This window comes from Nocardia sp. BMG51109 (genome assembly GCF_000526215.1).
Lineage (GTDB): Bacteria > Actinomycetota > Actinomycetes > Mycobacteriales > Mycobacteriaceae > Nocardia.
Genome location: NZ_JAFQ01000004.1, coordinates 6,874,976 through 6,896,576, shown reverse-complemented (window position 1 = coordinate 6,896,576; position 21,601 = coordinate 6,874,976). Strand labels below are relative to the sequence as shown.

The 21,601-nt window shown below is 69.4% G+C and carries 19 protein-coding genes; 10 read left to right on the top strand and 9 right to left on the bottom strand.

Annotated elements, in window-relative coordinates; genetic code table 11:
* The first annotated feature begins 332 nt into the window (after positions 1-332).
* Positions 333-1,964, top strand: coding sequence for an ABC-F family ATP-binding cassette domain-containing protein (locus D892_RS0132515; protein WP_024805260.1), 1,632 nt, complete (start codon positions 333-335; stop codon positions 1,962-1,964).
* Between the two features lie 21 nt (positions 1,965-1,985).
* On the opposite strand, the gene D892_RS0132510 is transcribed toward D892_RS0132515, so the two are convergent.
* Positions 1,986-2,594 (bottom strand): dihydrofolate reductase family protein, encoded by a 609-nt coding sequence (locus tag D892_RS0132510; protein ID WP_024805259.1) that lies wholly within the window; start codon positions 2,592-2,594, stop codon positions 1,986-1,988.
* Between the two features lie 179 nt (positions 2,595-2,773).
* On the opposite strand from D892_RS0132510, the gene D892_RS42620 reads away from it, so the two are divergent.
* Positions 2,774-3,013, top strand: coding sequence for a helix-turn-helix domain-containing protein (locus D892_RS42620; protein ID WP_036567627.1), 240 nt, complete (start codon positions 2,774-2,776; stop codon positions 3,011-3,013).
* A gap of 128 nt (positions 3,014-3,141) precedes the next feature.
* Here the strand turns inward: D892_RS42620 and D892_RS0132500 are convergent, their stop codons facing one another.
* The 5 genes from D892_RS0132500 to D892_RS0132480 all read right to left on the bottom strand — a co-directional run bounded on the left by D892_RS0132500 (position 3,142) and on the right by D892_RS0132480 (position 9,009).
* On the bottom strand, positions 3,142-4,104 hold the full coding sequence (locus D892_RS0132500; protein ID WP_024805257.1) for a hypothetical protein: 963 nt from the start codon (positions 4,102-4,104) through the stop codon (positions 3,142-3,144).
* A 12-nt stretch (positions 4,105-4,116) separates the two neighbouring features.
* Complete coding sequence (locus tag D892_RS0132495; RefSeq protein ID WP_024805256.1) at positions 4,117-4,617, bottom strand: hypothetical protein; 501 nt, start codon at positions 4,615-4,617, stop codon at positions 4,117-4,119.
* A gap of 191 nt (positions 4,618-4,808) precedes the next feature.
* Positions 4,809-5,213, bottom strand: a complete 405-nt coding sequence (locus tag D892_RS0132490; protein ID WP_232236222.1) for a thioesterase family protein — start codon at positions 5,211-5,213, stop codon at positions 4,809-4,811.
* Between the two features lie 193 nt (positions 5,214-5,406).
* Positions 5,407-5,973 carry a TetR/AcrR family transcriptional regulator gene (locus tag D892_RS0132485; protein ID WP_024805254.1) on the bottom strand — a complete coding sequence of 189 codons (567 nt, stop codon included), beginning with the start codon at positions 5,971-5,973 and terminating at the stop codon, positions 5,407-5,409.
* 222 nt (positions 5,974-6,195) lie between these two features.
* Positions 6,196-9,009: an aconitate hydratase gene (locus D892_RS0132480; protein ID WP_024805253.1), complete on the bottom strand. Its 2,814-nt coding sequence runs from the start codon at positions 9,007-9,009 to the stop codon at positions 6,196-6,198.
* A 374-nt stretch (positions 9,010-9,383) separates the two neighbouring features.
* Here D892_RS0132480 and D892_RS0132470 point away from each other — a divergent pair, with 374 nt between their 5' ends.
* The 8 genes from D892_RS0132470 to D892_RS0132435 all read left to right on the top strand — a co-directional run bounded on the left by D892_RS0132470 (position 9,384) and on the right by D892_RS0132435 (position 18,209).
* A complete protein-coding gene (locus tag D892_RS0132470) occupies positions 9,384-9,938 on the top strand; it encodes a DUF6676 family protein (RefSeq protein WP_024805252.1) in 555 nt (184 codons plus the stop codon).
* A gap of 464 nt (positions 9,939-10,402) precedes the next feature.
* Entirely contained in the window at positions 10,403-11,815 is a 1,413-nt protein-coding gene (locus D892_RS0132465) for an NlpC/P60 family protein (RefSeq protein ID WP_232236221.1), read from the top strand.
* A 274-nt stretch (positions 11,816-12,089) separates the two neighbouring features.
* Positions 12,090-13,271, top strand: a complete 1,182-nt coding sequence (locus tag D892_RS0132460) for a MoxR family ATPase (protein ID WP_232236220.1) — start codon at positions 12,090-12,092, stop codon at positions 13,269-13,271.
* Between the two features lie 26 nt (positions 13,272-13,297).
* Positions 13,298-14,278 carry a DUF58 domain-containing protein gene (locus D892_RS0132455; protein WP_024805249.1) on the top strand — a complete coding sequence of 327 codons (981 nt, stop codon included), beginning with the start codon at positions 13,298-13,300 and terminating at the stop codon, positions 14,276-14,278.
* A complete protein-coding gene (locus D892_RS0132450; RefSeq protein WP_024805248.1) occupies positions 14,275-15,279 on the top strand; it encodes a VWA domain-containing protein in 1,005 nt (334 codons plus the stop codon). Before D892_RS0132455 ends, D892_RS0132450 begins: the two co-directional genes overlap by 4 nt.
* A 156-nt stretch (positions 15,280-15,435) precedes the next feature.
* Positions 15,436-16,155 carry a 3-oxoacyl-ACP reductase FabG1 gene (gene fabG1, locus D892_RS0132445; protein ID WP_024805247.1) on the top strand — a complete coding sequence of 240 codons (720 nt, stop codon included), beginning with the start codon at positions 15,436-15,438 and terminating at the stop codon, positions 16,153-16,155.
* 97 nt (positions 16,156-16,252) lie between these two features.
* Positions 16,253-17,089, top strand: a complete 837-nt coding sequence (gene inhA / locus D892_RS0132440) for an NADH-dependent enoyl-ACP reductase InhA (protein ID WP_024805246.1) — start codon at positions 16,253-16,255, stop codon at positions 17,087-17,089.
* 73 nt (positions 17,090-17,162) lie between these two features.
* Entirely contained in the window at positions 17,163-18,209 is a 1,047-nt protein-coding gene (locus D892_RS0132435; RefSeq protein WP_156960028.1) for a ferrochelatase, read from the top strand.
* Between the two features lie 25 nt (positions 18,210-18,234).
* Here D892_RS0132435 and D892_RS0132430 read toward each other — a convergent pair whose 3' ends face one another.
* From D892_RS0132430 to D892_RS0132420, 3 genes are all read right to left on the bottom strand, one after another.
* Positions 18,235-19,074, bottom strand: a complete 840-nt coding sequence (locus D892_RS0132430; protein ID WP_024805244.1) for an alpha/beta fold hydrolase — start codon at positions 19,072-19,074, stop codon at positions 18,235-18,237.
* 105 nt (positions 19,075-19,179) lie between these two features.
* On the bottom strand, positions 19,180-20,688 hold the full coding sequence (locus D892_RS0132425; protein WP_024805243.1) for a dolichyl-phosphate-mannose--protein mannosyltransferase: 1,509 nt from the start codon (positions 20,686-20,688) through the stop codon (positions 19,180-19,182).
* A gap of 82 nt (positions 20,689-20,770) precedes the next feature.
* The gene (locus tag D892_RS0132420) at positions 20,771-21,514 is read right to left on the bottom strand and encodes a trypsin-like serine protease (RefSeq protein WP_024805242.1); all 744 of its coding nucleotides are present in this window, start codon (positions 21,512-21,514) and stop codon (positions 20,771-20,773) included.
* Positions 21,515-21,601 lie beyond the last annotated feature (87 nt).

Here is a 21,601-nt window from a genome sequence, read left to right as displayed (position 1 = left end):
CGCCGAGAGAGGGGTTCGAAGGGGTGACGTTCGGCACTTCCGGGACACGGTGGCCGCTCACGTCGCCGGGACGACCGGCGACTCGCGGCGTGCCGGTGACAGGCAGACGGCCCGGGGGATATCGACCGGGGCCTGCATCGTCCCAGGTCGGCACGTGCACCCGGCGGAGGTCGGAGCAAGGGAGGAATCCGGGCCGGTAGCCGGGCGGGCCACCGGCCCACGAACCCGGGGGCCTCTCGGTAACGGGTAAAATCGGTGTTCTTGTGTGTCCTCCGGTTGCACACTCGAGTCGTTGCCCGCCGACCCGCCCCCGACCTGCCGAGGAGATATCTGTGATCACCGCGACCGACCTGGAGGTCCGGGCCGGAATCCGCACGCTGCTGACGGCGCCGGGTTCGGCGCTGCGGGTGCAGGCCGGCGACCGGATCGGGCTGGTCGGGCGCAACGGCGCCGGTAAGACCACCACGCTGCGCATCCTCGCCGGCGAGGGCGAGCCGTACGCGGGCCGGGTGATCCGGTCGGGTGAGCTCGGCTACCTGCCGCAGGATCCCCGCGAGGGCGATCTCGACGTGCTCGCCCGCGACCGGGTGCTGTCGGCCCGCGGCCTGGACGCGCTGATCCGGCAGATGGAGAAGCAGCAGGCGCTGATGGCCGAGGTCGCCGACGACGCCGAACGGGAGAGGGCGGTGCGCAAGTACGGCCGCCTGGAGGAGCGTTTCTCCTCGCTCGGCGGCTACGTCGCCGAGAGCGACGCCGCGCGCATCTGCCACAGCCTGGGCCTGCCCGACCGGGTGCTGGGCCAGTCGCTGCGCACGCTGTCCGGCGGCCAGCGCCGCCGCATCGAGCTGGCGCGCATCCTGTTCGCCGCCTCCGACGGCAGCGGTGGCAAGTCCGACACCACGCTGCTGCTGGACGAGCCGACCAACCACCTCGACGCCGACTCCATCACCTGGTTGCGCGGCTTCCTGCAGAACCACGACGGCGGCCTGATCGTGATCAGCCACGACGTCGAACTGCTCGAGGCCGTGGTGAACAAGGTGTGGTTCCTCGACGCGGTGCGCGGCGAGGCCGACCTCTACAACATGGGCTGGAAGAAGTACCTCGACGCCCGCGCCACCGACGAACAGCGCCGCCGCCGCGAGCGCGCCAACGCCGAGAAGAAGGCCGCCGCGCTCAAGGCGCAGGCCGCCAAGCTCGGCGCCAAGGCCACCAAAGCCGTTGCGGCACAGAACATGGTCAAGCGCGCCGATCGCATGCTGGCCGAGGCCGACGAGGTGCGCGTGGCCGACAAGGCGGCGCGGATCAAGTTCCCGGAGCCCGCCGCCTGCGGCAGGACGCCGCTGATGGCGGAGAATCTGACCAAGCTGTACGGCTCGCTGGAGATCTTCACCGGCGTCGATCTGGCCATCGACCGCGGCAGCCGGGTCGTGGTGCTGGGGCTCAACGGCGCCGGCAAGACCACGCTGCTGCGGCTGCTCGCCGGGGTGGAACAGCCCACCCAGGGCGAGCTGGTGCCCGGATACGGCCTGAAGGTCGGCTATTTCGCCCAGGAACACGACACTCTCGACGATACGGCGACGGTGTGGGACAACATCCGCCACGCCGCCCCCGATGCGGGCGAGCAGGATCTGCGCGGACTGCTGGGCGCGTTCATGTTCTCCGGGCCGCAGCTGGAGCAGCCCGCCGGCACCCTGTCCGGCGGCGAGAAGACCCGCCTCGCGCTGGCCGGGCTGGTGTCCTCGGCGGCGAACGTGCTGTTGCTCGACGAGCCGACCAACAACCTGGACCCGATCTCGCGCGAGCAGGTGCTGGACGCGCTGCGCAGCTATGCGGGCGCGGTGGTGCTGGTGACCCACGACCCGGGCGCGGCGGAGGCGCTGAACCCGGAGCGGGTGATCATGCTGCCCGACGGCACCGAGGACCACTGGTCGCAGGATTACCTGGAGCTCATCCAGCTGGCCTGAGCGTCGCCGGCGCCGGGGGCGTCAGTCGTCTTGTGCGAGATGCTGTTCGGCATCCTCGTAGCCGCCGCTCAGATGTTCGCCCGGGCCGTAGACCTGGTGCACGACGCCGGTCTCGAACGGGGTGGAGCGCAGCAGCGTCAGCGGCAGAGTGGTGTCGGCGGGTTCGAACAGGCGCAGGCCCTTGCGAATCGCGATCGGGTGCACGAGGAGATGCAGTTCGTCGATCAATCCGGCGCCGAGCAGTTGACGCACCACGGATACCGATCCGCTCATGCCGATGTCGCCGCCGGGCTCCCGCTTGAGTGCCGTGACCGCTTCCAGCAGTTCGCCTTTCAGTACCTCGGAGTTGCGCCAGGTGAAGGCGGGTTCCTGATGTGTCACCACGATCTTGCGGGCATCGCCGAGCTTCTTCGCGAAGGCGGCATCCTCGCCGCCGGCGTCCTCGCGGTCCGGCCAGGCGTCGGCGAAACCGTCGTAGGTCACGCGGCCGAGCAGCAGGGTGTCGGCGGCGCCGAGTTGCGCGTCGACGGCGGCGCCCATCTCGGCGTTGTAGTACGGAAAATGCCAGTCCTGCGGGTCCTCGACGACGCCGTCGAGGGCGATGAACAGTCCTGCGGTGATCTTGCGCATGGGTTCTCCCGGGTGTTCGAGTGGGTGGTTGTCGTACCTGTGGACGGCGCCCAGGGTGGAAAATCGTCGCCCGGCCTGGACAATTACCGAAATCGGTGAGCTAAATCACAAAGAGGCGTTGATCACCGACAGTCGAATGTCTAGCCTGGAATGAGGCTGCACGGCGACCGGAGGAAGCCATGAGTGACAGGCCCGCACAAGGGAAGTCCACGTTGGGTAAGGGCACGCGCGTCACCGGAAAGTCCCGAGACCGCTTGCAATCCCAGTTGAAGAAGCAGTACGAGGCCGGTGCGAGCATCCGCTCGCTGGCCCGGGAGACCGGGCGCTCGTACGGGTTCATCCACAACGTCCTGGTGGAGTCGCATGTGCAACTCCGCAGCCGGGGTGGGGCGAATCGGCGCAAGTCCGCCAGCAAGTAGGCGTTGCTCTCGCATGCCGCGAGTCTCGTTGCGTGGCAACGTGTCTCGCGGGATGTGGGCGCACGTCTCGCGTCGGCGCGTGTCCCGGGGCGGGACAGTGACCGCGTGTCCCGGGGCGGGACAGTGACTCAGTACCCCGGCACGGTGGCGTCACCGTGCACGAGGTAATGGGCGAGGCTCCGGAAAATGGGCAGACCGGTCTTGATTTCCAGATAGGCGAACTGGCCCTGGGGATTCACCTCGAGGAAGTAATACTCGCCATCCACGCCGAGCCGGATGTCGAGGACCCCGAACGTGAGACCGAGCGCGCCCATCAGTGTGGCCAGCGACTTGCTCACCGCGGCCGGCAGGCGGGCGGTGCCGAAACCCACCGAGGTGTCCAGGCGCGAATCCACCCGTCCCACACCGGCTTGCGAGTCGATGCGCACCGCCCATTCGATGCCGTCGATCCACACCACCCGCAGATCGCATTCGGCATCGATGTAGTCCTGGAAGGTGGTGGGCGCCGAGCGGATGGTGCCCAGCCGGTCGAGGTCGGCGGGTGCGACCAGACGGGTCTCGGAGAATTCGGCGCGCCCGGTCCCGGTGCGCTTGTAGACCACGGCGCCGCGGCGGGAGTCGACGAAGCTGCGGGCCTCGTCCGGATCGTTGGTGATGAGCGTCTCGGGGATCGCGAATCCGCTGCGCTGCGCCGTCTCCAACTGCACGATCTTGCGCGTGGCGGTGCGGTCGGCGCCGGGGTCGTTGACCCATACCGCAGGGATCGACCAGAGCAGGCCCTGCAGAAACCCGTCGCATTCGGCCTGGCGGTAGTCGTCGTCGGCGCCCTGTGTGCTCGTGGGAACGGCGCAGCGGTGCGGGCGCCGCCACCAGACCGAGGTGACGTCGTCCAGCCCGGTCAGATGCGACAGCGATCGCGCCGTGCCCGCTCGATCGAGGCGGAAACTGCCTCCGGCACGCGGAAATTCGCGCATGTCGAGGCGAATCGGGTTGAGTCGATGGTGTTTTCGCAGCGTGGCCGCCATCGCCTCGGCGTGCAGATCGTCGGTTTCGGTGACGATCAGGACCGAACCTGCCGGGTGGGCGGCCATCGAATGGGGACCTCAGTCCAGACTGTCGCAGGCCGTGCCGTCGTCGCTGCGCGCGGAAGTTCGCGTCTGGCAGTAGGTGAAGGTGGCCCCGCCGATGCCGGGAGTGCCGGGCAGCCGCAGGCGGCGGGCCCACACCTCGGTCAGGCGGCGCAGCAGGTCGTCGCCGCGGGCCGGGGAGTGCGGCCGGGCGAGCGTCATCGGGCGGTCGACGAGGTCGATGCGCCGGCGCTGCGTGAAATCCGCTGTGGCGCCGGGGCGGACCCATACCCGCACCGGACGGTCGGCCGATGGTCTGCCGGGAGCTTCGGGCCGGCCCCCGTCGGATCGGCCGGACTCCGGCACATCGAGACGCAAGATGTCTGCCCGGTCGAAGGTCCACGTGCCCTCGCCGACCCGGACGCTGACGGTGTGCTCGGACTCTGCCGTCAGATAGCCGGACAACGGGGGAACGAGATCCCGATCGTCCGGAGCCGATCCGGCGGCAGGGATGAACGGGCGAAGAGTTTCGGTCATCGAGCTGGTCTCCGATCTGCTCGCGGTTTGCCACGGAAGCCGAGCGTGACCTGGATCATAGCTCGGTGGTCGCGCCGGCCGGTTCACATCGGAAGAATTACGGGTGCCCGGGGAGACGGCCCCCGACTGTAAAACGCTATCGCCGAAAGATTTTCAGTTGAGCGGTCAACGCCGTGGCGGGGCGCCGGCGGTCACAGATTCAACAGCTCTCGGGAGTCGGCGAGCTCCAGGAACCGGTCGACGGGATTCGGCACGAGCCGGCGGGCGGTGAGATCCATCAGGCCGAGCACGACGCGGAACTCGGCCGACACCGTGCCGTCCAGCTTGACGATCTGCTGATGCATCCGGAAGGCCTTGCCCTCGCCCCATTCGACCGTGCAGGTGACCGACACCTCGTCGCCGAGATGCAGTTCGCGCAGGTGCCGGACGGTCGATTCCAGGACCACCGGCCCGACGCCCGCCGGCCGCAACTTCTCCGGCACGATCCCGGCGGCGCGCATCACCTCCCACCGCGCGTGCTCCGCGTACTGGTGGTAGACGGCCTGATTGAGATGGCCGTTCACATCGGTTTCGTAGCCGCGAACGGTGACGGGCACGGAAAAGGTCATACCCCGGCGAACCGGCAGCACATGCCCGTCTATTTCCGCTCCGTCCGTGGTCTGTGTCACGGCTGCCGGACGTTCTTGGGCGGCTACGGATCCCGCATTCCGTGCGGACTCGCATGGAATGCCGCCCGGCATTGCGTGCATATCTGCACGCGATGTCATTTCCGGCGGTCCCGCGCCCGTCTCACTGCTTGCGGCGGACGGAGGCCTCCACCAGATCGAGCACGGCGGAGAGGTTGTCGTTCGCGTGCCCGGACGCGATGCGGGCGATCAGGCCGTCCAGCACCAGATCGAGATAGCCGAGCAGCACATCGGTCGGCACGTCGTCGCGCAGCGCCCCGGCGGCCTTGCGGCGTTCCAGACGGGCGATGGTCGCCGCGGTCAGCTCCTCGGACCGCTGTTCCCAGTGGGCGCGGAACTCGGCGTCGGTGCGCAGCCGCCGCGCGATCTCGAGCCGGGTGCCGAGCCAGTCGAAGTCCTCGGGCCGCGCGAGCATGTCGCGCATCACCTGCACCAGGCCCTGGTTGGCCGCGACCTCGGCCATGCGCGCGGCATCCTCGTGGGCCAGCGCCAGGAACAAGGCGTCCTTGTCCCGGAAATGATGGAATATCGCGCCGCGGGACAGCCCGATGGCGTCCTCGAGCCGGCGCACCGTCGCACCCTCGTAGCCGAATTCGGCGAAGCAGCGCCGCGCCCCGTCCAGGATCTGGCTGCGCCGGGCGGCGAGGTGGTCGTCACTGACCTTGGGCATGGCTCCTCCAAGCGGGGTGTGCGGCGAAACTGACCGCGCCTCGCGCGGTCATCCCGGTGAAGGCCGGGACCGAGACGGAGACGCAACGTTCGTGCCGAACCTCGCTACTCGATCCCGACGTTCGCCGGAACGACGAGACCACGTCCGACACCAGCGGTGAGCAGTGGCGCCCCGGCCCGGAGAGGATCCGGCGCCGGGGCATCGTGCAGAGCTGTAGCTGTATCAGCTCTTGATCATGTTGCGCAGCACGTACTGCAGGATGCCGCCGTTGCGGTAGTAGTCGGCCTCGCCGGGGGTGTCGATGCGGACCTTGGCATCGAACGTCACCTTCTGGCCGTCCTCCTTGGTGGCGGTCACCTTCAGGGTCTTCGGAGTCACGCCCTCGTTCAGCTTGGTGATGCCCTCGATGTCGAAGGTCTCCGTGCCGTCCAGCTTCAGCGACGTGGCCGACTCGCCCTCCGGGAACTGCAGCGGGATCACGCCCATGCCGATCAGGTTGGACCGGTGGATGCGCTCGAACGATTCGGTGATCACCGCGCGCACGCCCAGCAGGCTGGTGCCCTTGGCCGCCCAGTCCCGGGACGAACCCGAGCCGTATTCCTTGCCGCCCAACACGACCAGCGGGATGCCGGCCTGCTGGTAGTTCTGCGAGGCGTCGTAGATGAACGCCTGCGGGCCGCCGTCCTGGGTGAAGTCGCGGGTGTAACCGCCCGAGACGTCATCGAGGAGCTGGTTGCGCAGCCGGATGTTGGCGAAGGTGCCGCGGATCATCACCTCGTGGTTGCCGCGCCGCGAGCCGTAGGAGTTGTAGTCCTTGCGCTCGACGCCGTTGGCCTCCAGGTACTGCGCGGCCGGCGTGCCGGGCTTGATGTTGCCGGCGGGGGAGATGTGGTCGGTGGTCACCGAATCGCCCAGCAACGCAAGCACTCGGGCACCCTGGATATCGGTCACCGGCTCCGGCTTCTCCGGCATGCCCTCGAAGTACGGGGGCTTGCGGACGTAGGTGGAGTCCTCGGCCCATTCGAAGGTCTTGCCCTCCGGGGTCGGCAGCGAACGCCAGCGCTCGTCACCCTTGAACACGTCCTTGTAGTCCTCGAGGAACATGTCCCGGGAGATGACCTGGTCGATGGTCGACTGGATCTCCTGCGGCGAGGGCCAGATGTCCTTCAGGAACACGTCGTTGCCGTCGGTGTCCTTCCCGAGGGCGTCGTGCTCGAAGTCGAAGTCCATCGTGCCCGCGAGCGCGTACGCGATGACCAGCGGCGGCGAGGCCAGGTAGTTCATCTTCACGTCGGGGGAGATGCGGCCCTCGAAGTTGCGGTTGCCCGACAGCACCGCGGTGACCGACAGGTCGTTGTCGTTGACCGCTTGCGAGATCTCCTCCGGCAGCGGGCCGGTGTTGCCGATGCAGGTGGCGCAGCCGAACGCCACCAGGTTGAAGCCCAGCTTCTCCAGGTACGGCCACAGGCCCGACTTCTCGTAGTAGCCGTTGACCACCTGCGAGCCCGGCGCCATCGAGGTCTTCACCCACGGCTTGCGGGCCAGGCCCTTCTCGACGGCGTTGCGTGCCAGCAGGGCCGCGCCGATCATGACCGACGGGTTGGAGGTGTTGGTGCAGGAGGTGATCGAGGCGACCACCACGGCGCCGTGGTCGAGGATGAAGTCGCCGTACTCCTCGGAGTGCACCTTCACCGGCTTCGACGGGCGGCCCACCGCGCCGTTGGCGGCGGTCGGCAGCACGGCGTCGTCGTCGGCGAACGACAGCACGGCGGGATCGCTGGCCGGGAACGACTCCTCGATGGCCTCGTCCAGGTGCGAGTGCGGGGTATCGGCGCTGGTCTGCGCCTCCGCGTCGCTGGTGTAGTTGTGGATGTCCTTGCGGAACGCGGTCTTGGACTCCGACAGCAGGATTCGGTCCTGCGGGCGCTTCGGTCCCGCGATGGACGGCACCACCGTGCTCAGGTCCAGCTCCAGGTACTCGGAATAGGCGGGCTCGTGATCGGCGTCGTGCCAGAGGCCCTGTTCCTTCGCGTAGGCCTCGACGAGCGCGACCTGCTCGTCGGTGCGGCCGGTCAGCCTCAGGTACTCGATGGTGACATCGTCGATCGGGAAAATCGCGGCGGTGGAACCGAATTCGGGGCTCATGTTGCCCAGCGTGGCGCGGTTCGCGAGGGGCACCTCGGCGACGCCCTTGCCGTAGAACTCGACGAACTTGCCGACCACACCGTGGCGGCGCAGCATGTCGGTGACGGTCAGCACGACGTCGGTGGCGGTGACGCCCGGCTTGATCTCACCGGTCAGCTTGAAGCCGACCACGCGCGGGATCAGCATCGAGACGGGCTGGCCCAGCATGGCCGCCTCGGCCTCGATACCGCCTACGCCCCAACCCAATACGCCCAGGCCGTTGACCATGGTCGTGTGCGAGTCGGTGCCGACGAGGGTGTCGGGGTAGGCCTGCCCGTTGCGCTCCATGACGACGCGCGCGAGGTGCTCGATGTTGACCTGGTGCACGATGCCCGTCGACGGCGGCACGACCTTGAAGTCGTCGAATGCCGTCTGGCCCCAGCGCAGGAACTGGTAGCGCTCGCCGTTGCGCTGGTACTCGATGTCGACGTTGCGCTCGAAGGCGTCCTCGCGGCCGAAGACGTCGATGATCACGGAGTGGTCGATGACCATCTCGGCCGGGGCGAGCGGGTTCACCTTGTTCGGGTCGCCGCCGAGGGTGGCGACGGCCTCGCGCATGGTGGCCAGGTCGACGATGCAGGGCACACCGGTGAAGTCCTGCATGATGACACGCGCGGGGGTGAACTGGATCTCGGTGTTCGGATCCGCCGAAGGATCCCAATCGGCAATGGCCCGAATGTGATCGGCGGTGATGTTGGCGCCGTCCTCGGTGCGGAGCAGGTTCTCCGCCAGGACCTTCAGGGCGTAGGGCAACTTCTCGGTGCCGGGCACGGCGGAGAGGCGGAAGATCTCATACGACCGATCTCCGACCTCGAGGGTGCCCTTGGCACCGAATGTATCGATGCTCGTCATACGTTCAGCTCCACTCGTCGGTGTCGAATTGGGACGGATGGGTACCGAGGTGGTCGCGCATGACTTCCTCCTTCGGATCCCGTTCGTCCGTCCCGGTGAGCGTCACCGCCGGCAGGGCTGTGCCGGCGGTTCGGTCGAGGGCGCAGTCTCGGGGCTGTGCGCCTCGTGCTGCCAACTCTAACAGTACGCTTGTCCTATGAAACGCGCGGGGCACATAACGCGTGGCGTGCCGGTAACCATCATCCTCCTGTCGCGTACTGTGCTCTCGAGCCCGTCGGGTAGTCGGTCCGGCGGCGCCGTCGTCAGCAAGCTGATCGCCTGGACAGTGTTGGATGCCCGTCGCCCGCTGGGCGGCTCGACAGACCGGATGGAAGATGACCGTCTTTGACACCTCGGTTCTTACACCCGAAGCCGCGGCGCTACCGCCCGATACCGACCTGGACGTGATCCTGGCGGACCTGGCCGACAACCACGTCGCCACGCCCAAGGGGCAGAAGGACAAGGAAGGCGCGCTGGCGGCGATCGTCGACGACGCCCGCGATCACGGCATCCCGCTGACCGTCGTGGTGGTGCAGGGCAACAAGGGGCGCGAGGAGGACATGCGCGACCTGGCCACGACCGTCGGCAAGCAGGAACACGGCACGGTCGCGGTGTTCAGCGACGACATGGTCGGGACCTACAGCGATGCCATCCCGCGCGCGCGGCTGGAGTGGGCCGAGGATCCGGCGAAGGGGCAGAAGGTCGGGCATTCCGATACGGCGGCACGGATATTCGTCGATCGGCTCGAGGCGCCGCAGCAGGTGTCGCCCACCGTCGTGACCGCCGCGCTGCTGGTGCTGGCGCTGCTGGTGATCGGCGGGCTGTACTGGGTCAAGGCGCGGCGCGGTCCGGCCACGGCGCCGGAGGGTTCCGAGGCGCACGCCTCCTAGACGGTCGTCCCGGTGCCGGGGGTGCCGGGTTCCCGGTGATTCGCACCGCGATTGCCGTTCGCCGCCTGATTGCGGCATTCCGGTGGAGTAGGGCGCGCGGCCGCGCGCCGGGGTCGGCCCCGCGTCGGCCGGCCGGGGTGCGGCGCGTCCGGGTCGGCGCGCTGCGACCGGATATTCGGTCTGTTTCTGCGGGGTATATCCGTGTCGCCCTATGGTTATCCGCGAGCTATCTGTAAATTACAGCCCTGGCATTCCGTTGCCCTTGTTTTCCCCGTGGACAATGTGACGTACGGTTTCAAATGACACGGATGGGGAAGAAGTGTCATATGCGCTTCTAGTGGCTGGAGGGTTGCAGGGGCCGACCGATGCTCGTGGCGCGAGACCGCTGCACCGATCGGCCGGCGCAGTTCCGATGGAACGCCGTTGCATCGGAGGCCGGAGCGGGATCCAGGGAGGTGGTGCGGGTGCCGGGGAGGCGGCAGGGGGCCTCGGTCAGGGTCGCTCTCGGATTGCTCGTCTGCGCCGTCGCCCTGACGGCGAGGGGGCCGGCGGTGGATGCGGCGCCGCCGCCACCACCCAATCCGAGCGAAGGCGATATCGCCGACGCCAACGGGCAGGTGGACACCGGCGTCGCCCAGGTGGGCGGGCTGATCAACGAGGTTGCCGCGGCCGAACAGCAGTTGCAGCAGCTCGACACCGAGGTGGCCCGCAAGCGCGAGTCGGTGAACAAGGCGCTGGTCGACCTGCAGGCCGCCCGGGCCCAGGCCGACGCGGCGGCGGCCGCGGTAGCGGCGAGCCGCCGCGATCTGGACGCGGCGGGCGCCCAGGTGGACCGGGCCCGCGCCGACTTCGACCGGTTCGCCGTCGAGGCGTACACCCGGCCCGGCACGGGCTCGCTGGTCAACGTGCTGGGCGGGGACGACCCGGCGGCCGCGCTGGACCGCGCGCAGCTGCTCGAGCTGGCGTCCAAGAGCAGACAGGACGCGCTGGAGCGGCTCCGCCGCACGCAGATCGAACAGGCCAACCGGGATTCGGCCGTGCGGCAGGCCAAACAGGTCGCCGACGCCGCCGCGGCCGCCGCCGAGCAGAAGAAGGCGGAGGCGGAGCAGGCGGTGGTGGCCGCCAAGGCCGCGCAGGAACAGCAGGCCGCGCAGCGCAACGCACTGATGCAGCAACGGGATTCGGCGCAGCAGCGGCTCGACGAGGCCCGGCATCGGGTCGCGGGGCTGCAGGGGCAGCGCGAGGCATTCCTGTCGTGGGACCGGCAGCGGCAGGCCGAGGAGGCGGCCGCGCAGGCCGCCGCCGAGCAGGCGTCGCAGCGGGCATCCGCCGACCGGACGGCTCAGGACCGGGCCGCGCAGCTGGGCGCGGGGAAGCGCCCGCACACCCAGCTGGACAACGCGCCCGCGCCGCACGCCTCGATGCCGACCCCGAATCGCCCGGCCGGTGACCGGTCCGAACTGATCGAGACCGTGGTCGACCGGGCGATGTCGCAACTGGGCGTGACCTACGCCTGGGGCGGCGGCGACGAGAGCGGCGCGACCCTGGGCATCCGCGACGGCGGAGTCGCCGACAGTCACGGCGACTTCGACAAGGTCGGCTTCGACTGTTCCGGCCTGATGATCTACGCGTTCGCCGGCGTCGGGATCTCGTTGCCGCACTACAGCGGTTACCAGTACACGATGGGCACCCAGGTTCCGGTGGCCGAGCGGGAACGCGGCGACATGCTGTTCTGGGGTTCGGGCGGCAGCGAGCACGTGGCGATGTACCTGGGTGACGGCAAGATGGTGGAGGCGCCCGAATCCGGCGACGTGGTGAAGGTTTCGCCGGTGCGCGAGGGGGGCATCATGCCGTACGCGGTCCGGCTGCTGACCTGACGACTCCCAGTGTCCTCTCAGGTGCCGACGACGTCGCGTGCGTTAGGGTTCGAACTTGTGGCGTGTACTGCGCGGCGCGCGGCGTGTCGGAATCCCCTGGCGGCGTTGGGGGAGAATGCCGGACCTGGAATAGTGGTGGGGAACACGCCGGGTGGGTCGGATCGGCCGCGGAGGCGGCGACGATGCCACCGGGCGGTGAACTACAGATGCAGCGGCGAGCCTCACGAGGCCGGACTAGGCGAAAGCGGGGATTTTTGTGACTTCGACTGATGGTGTGAGCACGGTGAATTCGGCGAAGGAAGCGCCGACACCGGACACCCTCGAGCGCGATGTCCAGACCCTGGAGAAGGCGATCTACGAAGTCAAACGAGTGATCGTCGGCCAGGACCGCCTGGTGGAACGGCTGCTCGTCGGTGTGCTCTCGCGCGGGCACGTGCTGCTCGAGGGCGTGCCCGGTATCGCCAAGACGCTCGCGGTGGAGACCTTCGCCCGGGTCGTGGGCGGCACGTTCTCCCGCGTCCAGTTCACCCCCGACCTGGTGCCCACCGACCTCGTCGGTACCCGCATCTACCGGCAGGGCCGCGAGGAGTTCGATACCGAACTGGGCCCGGTGGTGGCGAATTTCGTGCTCGCCGACGAGATCAACCGCGCGCCGGCCAAGGTGCAGTCGGCGCTGCTCGAGGTGATGGCCGAGCGGCACGTGTCGATCGGCGGCAAGACCTTCCCGATGCCCGATCCGTTCCTGGTCATGGCGACCCAGAACCCGATCGAGAGCGAGGGCGTGTACCCGCTGCCCGAGGCGCAGCGCGATCGCTTCCTGTTCAAGGTGATCGTCGACTACCCCTCGGTGGAGGAGGAGCGCGAGATCATCTACCGGATGGGCGTCACGCCGCCGGAGCCCAAGCAGATCCTGGAGCCGGCCGAGCTGATCCGGCTGCAGAAGCTGGCCGCCAACACCTTCGTGCACCACGCGCTGGTCGACTACGTGGTCCGGGTGATCTCCGCGACCCGCAAGCCGGCCGAGTTCGGGCTCGACGACGTCGCCGGATGGGTGGCCTACGGCGCCTCGCCGCGCGCCAGCCTGGGCATCATCTCGGCCGCGCGCGCTGTCGCGCTGATCCGCGGCCGCGACTACGTGGTGCCGCAGGACGTGGTGGAGGTCGTGCCCGACGTGCTGCGCCACCGCCTGGTGCTGTCCTACGACGCGCTCGCCGACGAGGTGAGCCCCGACGACGTGATCCGCCGGGTGCTGCAGACCGTCGGCCTGCCGCAGGTGTCGCCGCAGGCCAACGTGCCCGGGCAGGGCCAGGCGCCGGTGGCGCCGCCGATGCCCGCGCCCGCGATGGCCGCGCCGCAGCCCGGTGGCCCGCAGCAGCCGGACGCGCCGCAGCCGCCGGTGCCGCCCGCGCCGAACGGTCAGCAGGCCGCCGGTCAGCAGCCACCGCAGCACCAGTGACCGGAGCGTCGGATTCGGTTGCGCCAGTGACGAATTCACCGAAGGTCCCACCGACGAAGCACAGTGCGGCCCCGCCCTCGTTCCGCTCCGGCAATCTGAACGATCCGCGGTTGTCGGCCGCGCTGAAGACCCTCGAACTGACCGTGCGCCGGCGCCTGGACGGCGTGCTGCACGGCGACCACCAGGGCCTGATCCCGGGCCCGGGGTCCGAACCCGGTGAGGCCCGGCTGTATCAGCCGGGCGACGACGTGCGCCAGATGGACTGGTCGGTCACGGCCCGCACCACCCATCCGCACGTGCGGCAGATGATCGCCGACCGGGAGCTGGAGACCTGGCTCGTGGTCGACCTGTCCGCCAGCCTCGACTTCGGCACCGCGCTGTGCCAGAAGCGGGATCTGGTGGTCGCCGCTGCGGCCGCGGTCACCTACCTCACCAGCGGCGGCGGCAACCGGATCGGCGCCGTCGTCGCCAACGGCGAGCGGCTGTTCCGGATTCCCGCCCGCAGCGGGCGGGTTCATGCTCAGGCGATGTTGCGTGACATCGCCACCACCCCGCACGCGGCCGACGGCGTGCGCGGCGACCTGCGCGGCGCGATCGAGTCGCTGCGCCGCCCGCAGCGCAAACGCGGTCTGGCCGTGGTGATTTCGGACTTCCTCGGCGACATCGACTGGCAACGGTCGTTGCGCGCCATCTCCGGCCGCCACGATCTGCTCGGGGTGGAGGTGCTGGATCCGCTGGATCTGGAACTGCCCGACGTGGGTGACGTGGTGCTGCACGATCCCGAGACCGGCCGCACCCGGGAGTTCACCGTAACCCCCACGCTGCGTAGCGATTTCACCCGCGCGGCGCGGCGGCACCGCGGTCAGGTCGAGCAGGCGCTGCGCAGCAGCGGAGCCCCGGTGCTGACGCTGCGCACCGACCGGGATTGGATCGCCGACGTCGTCCGGTTCGTGTCCACCCGGCGCCACACCTTCGGCGCCCCGTCCGGTCAGGTCCCTCGACAGTGAGTATTTCGCATTTCACCGCCGCCGCCTGGCTGGCGTTCCTGCTCGTCGTCGCCGCGATCGCACTGCTCTACGTGGTGGTGCAGCGCCGGCGCAAGCAGCATCTGCTCCGGTTCGCGAATATGGAGACGCTGGAGCGGGTCGCGCCCAAGCGGCCCAGCGGCTTCCGGCACGTGCCGGTGGCGTTGATATTGGTCGGCCTGGTGCTGCTGACGATCGCGGCGGCCGGCCCGCAGGCCGCCAAGAAGGTGCCCCGCAACCGCGCCACCGTGATGTTGGTGATGGACGTGTCGCTGTCGATGGAGGCGACCGACGTGCCGCCGTCGCGCCTGCAGGTGGCCAAGGAGGCGGCCAGCGATTTCGCCGAGGGTCTCACTCCCGGAATCAATCTCGGGTTGGTGACCTTCGCGGGCACGGCCTCGGTGCAGGTGTCGCCGACCACCAATCGCGAGGCCGTGAAGGCGGCCATCAACAACATCAAGCTGTCCGAGCGCACCGCGACCGGTGAGGGCATCTTCAGCGCCATGCAGGCCATCGAGACGCTGGGGTCGGTGCTCGGCGGCGCCGGGACCCCGCCGCCGGCCCGGATCGTGCTGATGTCCGACGGTAAGCAGACCGTGCCCGACGACAAGGACGTCGACAATCCCCGGCACGGCTTCGTCGCGGCCCGCACGGCCAAGCAGAAGAACGTTCCGGTGTCGACCATCTCGTTCGGCACGACGTGGGGCAGCGTGGAGATCCCGGACCCGGACGGCCGTGGCGCGCAACAGGTCCGGGTGGCGGTGGACGACGATTCGCTGCGTGAGATCGCCAAGATCTCCGGCGGCGACTTCTACACCGCGTCCTCGCTCGAGGAACTCAACGCCGTGTACGACACCTTGGACAAGCAGATCGGCTACGAGATGCAGATGGGTGATGCGAGCCGGCCGTGGCTGCTGATCGGTCTGCTGCTCACCTCCGCGGGTGCGGTCGCCGGACTGCTCTACCGGCAGCGGCTGCCGTAGCGGATCGCGGGCGAACCGCGCACTCGTTCGCCGGCCCCGTGAGCGCCGTTCCCGGGTGGGACCCGGAGGAGAGCGCGGGACCGTTCCTTTGGGGCGTGTCTCGAGAGGCTGCGGCCAGTGCGCGATAGGCCCCGAGGAGAAGGTAGGTTTACAGCCATGTCGAACTTCACATCCCGATCGGTACTGGTGACGGGAGGCAACCGCGGCATCGGGCTCGCGGTCGCCCAGCGGCTCGCCGCCGACGGGCACAGGGTCGCGGTCACGCATCGGGGATCGGGGGTGCCGGACGGCCTGTTCGGCGTGAAATGCGATGTGACCGACGTAGATTCGATCGACGAGGCGTTCTCCGAGGTGGAGGCCACCCAGGGGGCGGTCGAGGTGCTGGTGGCCAATGCCGGCATCGTGGACAACACGCTGCTGATGCGGATGAGCGAAGAGCAGTTCGCCCGCGTCATCGATGCGAACCTCACCGGTGCGTGGCGGTGTGCCAAGCGGGCCAACCGGGCCATGCTGCGGGCGCGGTTCGGGCGGATGATCTTCCTGGGTTCGGTCGTCGGCACCATGGGCGTTCCGGGACAGGTCAATTACGCCGCCGCCAAGTCCGGGCTGATCGGCATGGCCCGCGCCATCACCCGCGAGATCGGTTCGCGCAATATCACCGCCAACGTCGTGGCTCCCGGCCTGATAGATACCGACATGACCCGCCAGGACATGACCGAGGAGATGCGCGAGACCGCGCTGAAGGCGATCCCGGCCGGGCGGATGGGCAGCACGGACGACGTCGCCGCGGCGATCAGCTTCCTGGCCTCCGACGATGCTCAGTACATCTCCGGCGCGATCATCCCGGTCGACGGCGGTCTGGGCATGGGCCACTGAGCATCCAGGGCCGCACCCGGCGTTCCGCGCTCGGCGAGACTGTCGGCGTACCGGCGCACGAATCCACCAGACCCCCGAACAGGAGACCCCGAATTTCATGAGCGGATTGCTCGAGGGCAAGACCGTCCTCATCACCGGCATCATCACCGACGCCTCGATCGCCTTCCACGCCGCCAAGGTGGCGCAGGAGCAGGGCGCGAAGGTGATCATCACCGGCATTCCCGAGCGGCTGCGGCTGATCGACCGGATCGCGAAGCGGCTGCCGCAGGAGATCCCCCCGGCCATCGGCCTCGACGTCACCAGCGAGGAGGATCTGGCCGCGCTGGCGGACAAGGTTCGCGAACTCGCGCCGGAGGGTGTCGACGGTGTGCTCCACTCGATCGCGTTCGCGCCGCGCACCCTGATGGGCCCGGAGGCCAAGCCGTTCCTGGACGGCCCGGGCCCGGATGCGGCGAAGTCGTTCGAGATCTCGGCGTGGAGCTACGCGTCGCTGGCGCGGGCGGTGCTGCCGGCGATGAACGAGGGCGGCTCGATCGTGGGCATGGACTTCGATCCGCGCACCGCGCTGCCTTACTACAACTGGATGGGCGTGGCGAAGGCCGCGCTGGAGTCGGTGAACCGGTACGTGGCGCGAGAAGTGGGCGAGGCCAAGCGGATTCGCTCGAATCTGGTCGCCGCCGGTCCGATCAAGACGCTGGCCGCCAAGGCCATCGCCGGCACCGCGACCGACGACGCCAAGCAGCTGACCATGCTGAACACCTATTGGGACGGCGCGTCGCCGATCGGCTGGGACGTCGAGGACCCGACCGTGGTGGCCAAGTCGATCGTCACGGTGCTGTCGGACTGGCTGCCCGGCACCACCGGGTCGATCATCTACGTCGACGGCGGGGCCAGCCACAACACCTGGTTCCCGGAGAACTGGTCGGCCAACTGAGCGGATAGTCGGCGCGCGGTGACCGGGCCGCGTCGTCCGGACCATGACGGCTTGGATGCGAACTGAGGTGGGCATGGAGTACGACGCGCTGCTGGTGCTGTCCTTCGGCGGGCCCGAGGGGCCCGAGGAGGTGATGCCGTTCCTGGAGAACGTCACTCGGGGTCGTGGCGTTCCCCCGGAGCGGCTGGCCGAGGTCGCCGAGCACTACCACCATTTCGGTGGCGTCTCGCCCATCAACGCGCTGAATCGCGACATCATCGCGGCCGTCGAGGCGGAATTCGGCCGGCAGGCCATCGAACTGCCGGTCTATTTCGGCAACCGCAACTGGCATCCGATGGTGGAGGACACCGTCGCGCGGATGCGGGACGACGGAGTCGGTGCGGCCCTGGCGTTTCCAACCTCGGCCTGGGGCGGGTATTCGGGGTGCCGACAGTACGACGAGGACATCGTGCGGGCGCGGGCGGCGGCCGGGGAGTCGGCGCCGCGGCTGGTGAAGCTGCGCCAGTTCTTCGATCACCCGCTGTTCATCGACGCCTTCGCCGACGCGATTCGCGCCGCGGTACAGCGGATTCCCCTCGACCGGCGCGATCGGGTGCGGCTGGTGTTCACGGCGCACTCGATCCCGGTGTCGGCCGATGCGGCGGCCGGGCCGCCGGACGACGGCGGGCATCTCTACGGCCGCCAGGTCGTCGACGCGGCCCGGTTGTGCGCCGGCGCAACGGGATTCGACGACTTCGACGTCGTCTGGCAGTCGCGGTCGGGTCCGCCGCAGGTGCCGTGGCTGGAGCCGGATATCGTCGACCACCTGGAAGCGTTGTCGGCCAAGGGAATCGACGCCGTGGTGGTGTGCCCGGTGGGTTTCGTGTCGGACCATCTCGAGGTGATCTGGGACCTGGACAACGAGGCGACCGAGAAGGCCGCCGAACTCGGTATGGCGTTCGCCCGCGCCGCCACGCCGGGGACGGATCCGCGGTTCGCGCGGATGATCGCGGAGTTGGTGGGGGAGCATCTGTCCGGCGTGGCGCCGCGCCGGCTCGGGACCGTGCCCGGATACGGCTGCACCACCGACGGCGCACCGTGCGTCGTCGGCTGCTGCGAGCCACCGCGTCGCCGCGGCTGAAACGCCCCGGGCCGGCGCGACGGGGTCAGCCGGCGAAGAAGGTGCCGACGATGCCCGCGACGCGTCCGGGGTCGCCCTTATCGATACCGAAATGGTCCAGGTCCGGGAACAGGTGCCCGGTGCAGTGCGGAATGGTGTATTCGAGGGTGGCGCGGTCGATATCGGCCTGTGTGGTGTGGTCCCTGCCACCCTGCAGGATCAGCACCTCCGCCGCGATCTCGCGATAGGCCGGGTAGGTGTTGTCGAGCCGGGCGATCTCGCGATGCTCACGCAGGGTTTCCGTCAATTGGCCCAGCACGATGCTCCGCTGCGGGCCCCGGAGCGCCAGCGGCATCATGCGGCGCATCAGCCAGCGCGGCGCGCGGCGGGCGGATTCGGGGCCCATCGCCCGCGCGAATTCGACGAACGCGTCGAACGGCCTGTCCCGGACCAGGTTTCGCTCGTAGGCGGACATCCAGCCGGTGGGTACGGACCGGTCGATCGACAGTCCCGGTTCGTAGACGGCGGCCTTGCGGATATCGGGGCAGCCGCGCGCGGTCTCCAGCACCACGAGCCCGCCGTAACTGTGCCCCACCAGCAACCGCGCCCCCGTCTTGTCGCAGACGGCGAGCAGATCCTCGCGCTCCTTGTCGATGCGGTACTCCGGTCCCTGCGGGCCGCTGCGGCCGCGCCCGCGGCGCTCGACGACATGCGCGGTGAACTGTTCCCCGAGCGCTCGGGCGAAGTCCAGGTATCCGGCGGCCACCGAGAGCGCACCGGGCACGACGACGAGGGCGGGCCCGCGGCCGACGGTGAGATAGGCGATGGTGGTGCCGTCGGCGGAGACGACGGTCGAGGACGTCACGGTCGGTTCCGGCACGGTCATCAGTTCCTCATCACTGATCAGCTCGCCACCGGCCGAGGCCCGGCATGCCGCGGCTACCGGTGACTAGGGTCAGCGTACGTCCGGACGCGGTGTGTCCGATCCGAATCAGCGCCAACTGGGTAACCACAGTTCGTGCAGCCACGTGGAGAAGGTGAGCGGGATCGCGGTGAGGATCGGATAGATCCAGGCGAAATTTGCCAGAACGAGGCCGAGATAGAGGCATACCAGCAGCAAACGGGTGCGGCGCTGCTCGAAGGAATCCTCCGCCCTGCCGAGGATCTCGCCGAGTGCCAGGGCCAGCAGCATGACCAGGTACGGAGCCATGGCGGTGGCGTAGAAGAAGTACATCTGCCGGTCCAGCGCGCCGAACCAGGGCAGCCAGGCGGCGCCGTATCCGGTGAGCAGGGCGGCATAGCGCCCATCGCGCCGGACCGCGGTGCGCCACAGTGCCCAGCCGAGGACCGGGAACGCGAGCCACCAGATCGCCGGCGTCCCCAGCAGCATGACGGCGCTGATGCATTTGGGCTCACCGCATCCGGTGCTGTGCGCCGGGTCGGGCAGGTAGTACAGCATCGGCCGCAGGCTCATCGGCCAGGCCCACGGCTTGGACTCCCACTCGTGATGGTTGCCCGCGGAGTTGGTCAGCCCGGTATGGAAGCCGAGCATTTCGCCGTGATAGAACCACAGCGACCGCAGTGCGTCCGGGACGACGGCGAAGGGACCGTCGCCGCCGATCTGTACCCCGGCGACATGCCGGTACACCGCCGTCTCGGCGGCGAACCAGCCGCCGTAGGACGCCAGATAGACGGCGAGCGGAACGACGGCGAGCGCGTAGAGCGCCGGGACCAGGTCGCGCGCGACGGTGCTCAGCCACGGGCGGGCCACGCCGTAGGCCCGCCGTGCGGCCCCGTCGAACCCCAGCGCGAGCACGACGAAGAAGACCAGGAAATACCCGCCCGACCATTTCGTCGCGCACGCCAGTCCGAGTAGCACGCCGGCGCCGAATCGCCACCAGCGCACCCCGATTCGCGGGCCGAGACCCGACGCGGTGCGTCCCGCCAGATCGGCGTGGGCCATCCGTTGTCGCACGTCGTCGCGGTCGACGACCAGGCAGCCGAGCGCCGCGGTGGCGAACAGCGCCAGGAAGACGTCGAGCATGCCGATGCGCGAGGATACGAAGCTGACACCGTCGGCGATCAACAGGATTCCGGCGATGGCGCCGATCATCGTCGATCGGGCGAGGCGGCGGGTGATGCGGACGACGAGCAGCACCAGCAGGCTGCCGGCGACGGCGGCCGCGAACCGCCACCCCCAGGGACCGTAGCCGAACAGCGCCTCGCCCGCGGCGATCAGGAACTTGCCCATCGGCGGGTGGACGACCAGACCGTAGCCCGGGTTGTCCTCGACACCCGCTGCGCCGGTGTGGATTTCCCATGCCTGGGAGGCGTAGTACTTCTCGTCGAAGACCGGCGCGCCGCCGCCGGTCGGGTAGTCGAGCCGGAAGAACCGGGTGACCGCGCCGACGACCGTGAGCACGAGCGTGACCCACCAGCCGCGTGCGGTGTCCCAGGGACCGAAATCGGGCGTGGGCCGCAGCGGCGCGGGGGCGGTCATCGACCGTGGCGCGGCGGGTGCGCCCGGCTGGACCATGTCGATACTGTAGTCCACCGCACTGTGGTCCACCGTGCCGGCGAACTCAGAAATCGAGTGCGGGCACCCGCGCATAGACGCCGGGATAGCCGGGCTCGGCGCTGCCCTTACCCCAGGAGACGACGCCGACCAGCGTGCCGTCCACCAGAACCGGTCCGCCGCTGTCGAATTGGGCGGCGTCGGCGGCCGGGGAGCCGGCGCACAGCGCCTCGCGAGGATCGAATTCGGCGCCGTAGGCGGCGCAGTCGGCGTCGCGCAGCAGGGGGATCGTCGCGGCGTGCAGGCGGCTGTTGGAGTCGTCGTCGGCGGTGACGCCCCAGCCCAGCACCTCGGCCGAATCGCCGTGCGGGGCACCGACCTTCACGGTGGGCAGTGCTACCGGCTCGGCCAGGGTGAGCACCGCGACATCGTCGTGGAAGGCCGCGTCGCCGCCGAACGGCGAAACCCGGAATCCCGGGTGGATGCGAACATCCTTGATGCCCACGGTGGTTCCGGCGGAGTCGGCGACATCGGTGCGGCCGAAGGTGACCCGCGTGCCGGGCAGCACCTTCGCCAGTGCGCCGCAGTGCCCGGCGGTGAGGATCCGGTCGGGTGCGATGAGGGACCCCGCGCAGAACTGGCCGCCGGGCCGGGTCGCGTAGAGCGGTGTGCCGAGGGCGGCGAGCCAGGGGTAGGCCGCCGCGTCGGCGTCGGCGCCGCCGACCACGGCGTGCGCCGGTGCCGCGGCACAGGTGCCGAGACCGACGAGCGCGGCCGTCAGGGCCGCGGCCGCGGCGCGGGATATTCGCATCCGTATCACCTCGTGTCTGCGCGATGGCCGGGTCGGGCACGATACCGGCGGGCGCGTCGCGCGCCGCACCAGGGTCTGCCGCACGGG

Excerpts from the sequence above, each read along its gene's own strand:
- D892_RS0132510 (WP_024805259.1), bottom strand. The coding sequence starts at position 2,594 with ATGCGCAAGATCACCGCAGGACTGTTCATCGCCCTCGACGGCGTCGTC.
- D892_RS42620 (WP_036567627.1), top strand. The coding sequence starts at position 2,774 with ATGAGTGACAGGCCCGCACAAGGGAAGTCCACGTTGGGTAAGGGCACG.
- D892_RS0132500 (WP_024805257.1), bottom strand. The coding sequence starts at position 4,104 with ATGGCCGCCCACCCGGCAGGTTCGGTCCTGATCGTCACCGAAACCGAC.
- D892_RS0132495 (WP_024805256.1), bottom strand. The coding sequence starts at position 4,617 with ATGACCGAAACTCTTCGCCCGTTCATCCCTGCCGCCGGATCGGCTCCG.
- D892_RS0132485 (WP_024805254.1), bottom strand. The coding sequence starts at position 5,973 with ATGCCCAAGGTCAGTGACGACCACCTCGCCGCCCGGCGCAGCCAGATC.
- D892_RS0132480 (WP_024805253.1), bottom strand. The coding sequence starts at position 9,009 with ATGACGAGCATCGATACATTCGGTGCCAAGGGCACCCTCGAGGTCGGA.
- D892_RS0132470 (WP_024805252.1), top strand. The coding sequence starts at position 9,384 with ATGACCGTCTTTGACACCTCGGTTCTTACACCCGAAGCCGCGGCGCTA.
- fabG1 (WP_024805247.1), top strand. The coding sequence starts at position 15,436 with ATGTCGAACTTCACATCCCGATCGGTACTGGTGACGGGAGGCAACCGC.
- inhA (WP_024805246.1), top strand. The coding sequence starts at position 16,253 with ATGAGCGGATTGCTCGAGGGCAAGACCGTCCTCATCACCGGCATCATC.
- D892_RS0132435 (WP_156960028.1), top strand. The coding sequence starts at position 17,163 with ATGGAGTACGACGCGCTGCTGGTGCTGTCCTTCGGCGGGCCCGAGGGG.
- D892_RS0132430 (WP_024805244.1), bottom strand. The coding sequence starts at position 19,074 with ATGACCGTGCCGGAACCGACCGTGACGTCCTCGACCGTCGTCTCCGCC.
- D892_RS0132425 (WP_024805243.1), bottom strand. The coding sequence starts at position 20,688 with ATGACCGCCCCCGCGCCGCTGCGGCCCACGCCCGATTTCGGTCCCTGG.
- D892_RS0132420 (WP_024805242.1), bottom strand. The coding sequence starts at position 21,514 with ATGCGAATATCCCGCGCCGCGGCCGCGGCCCTGACGGCCGCGCTCGTC.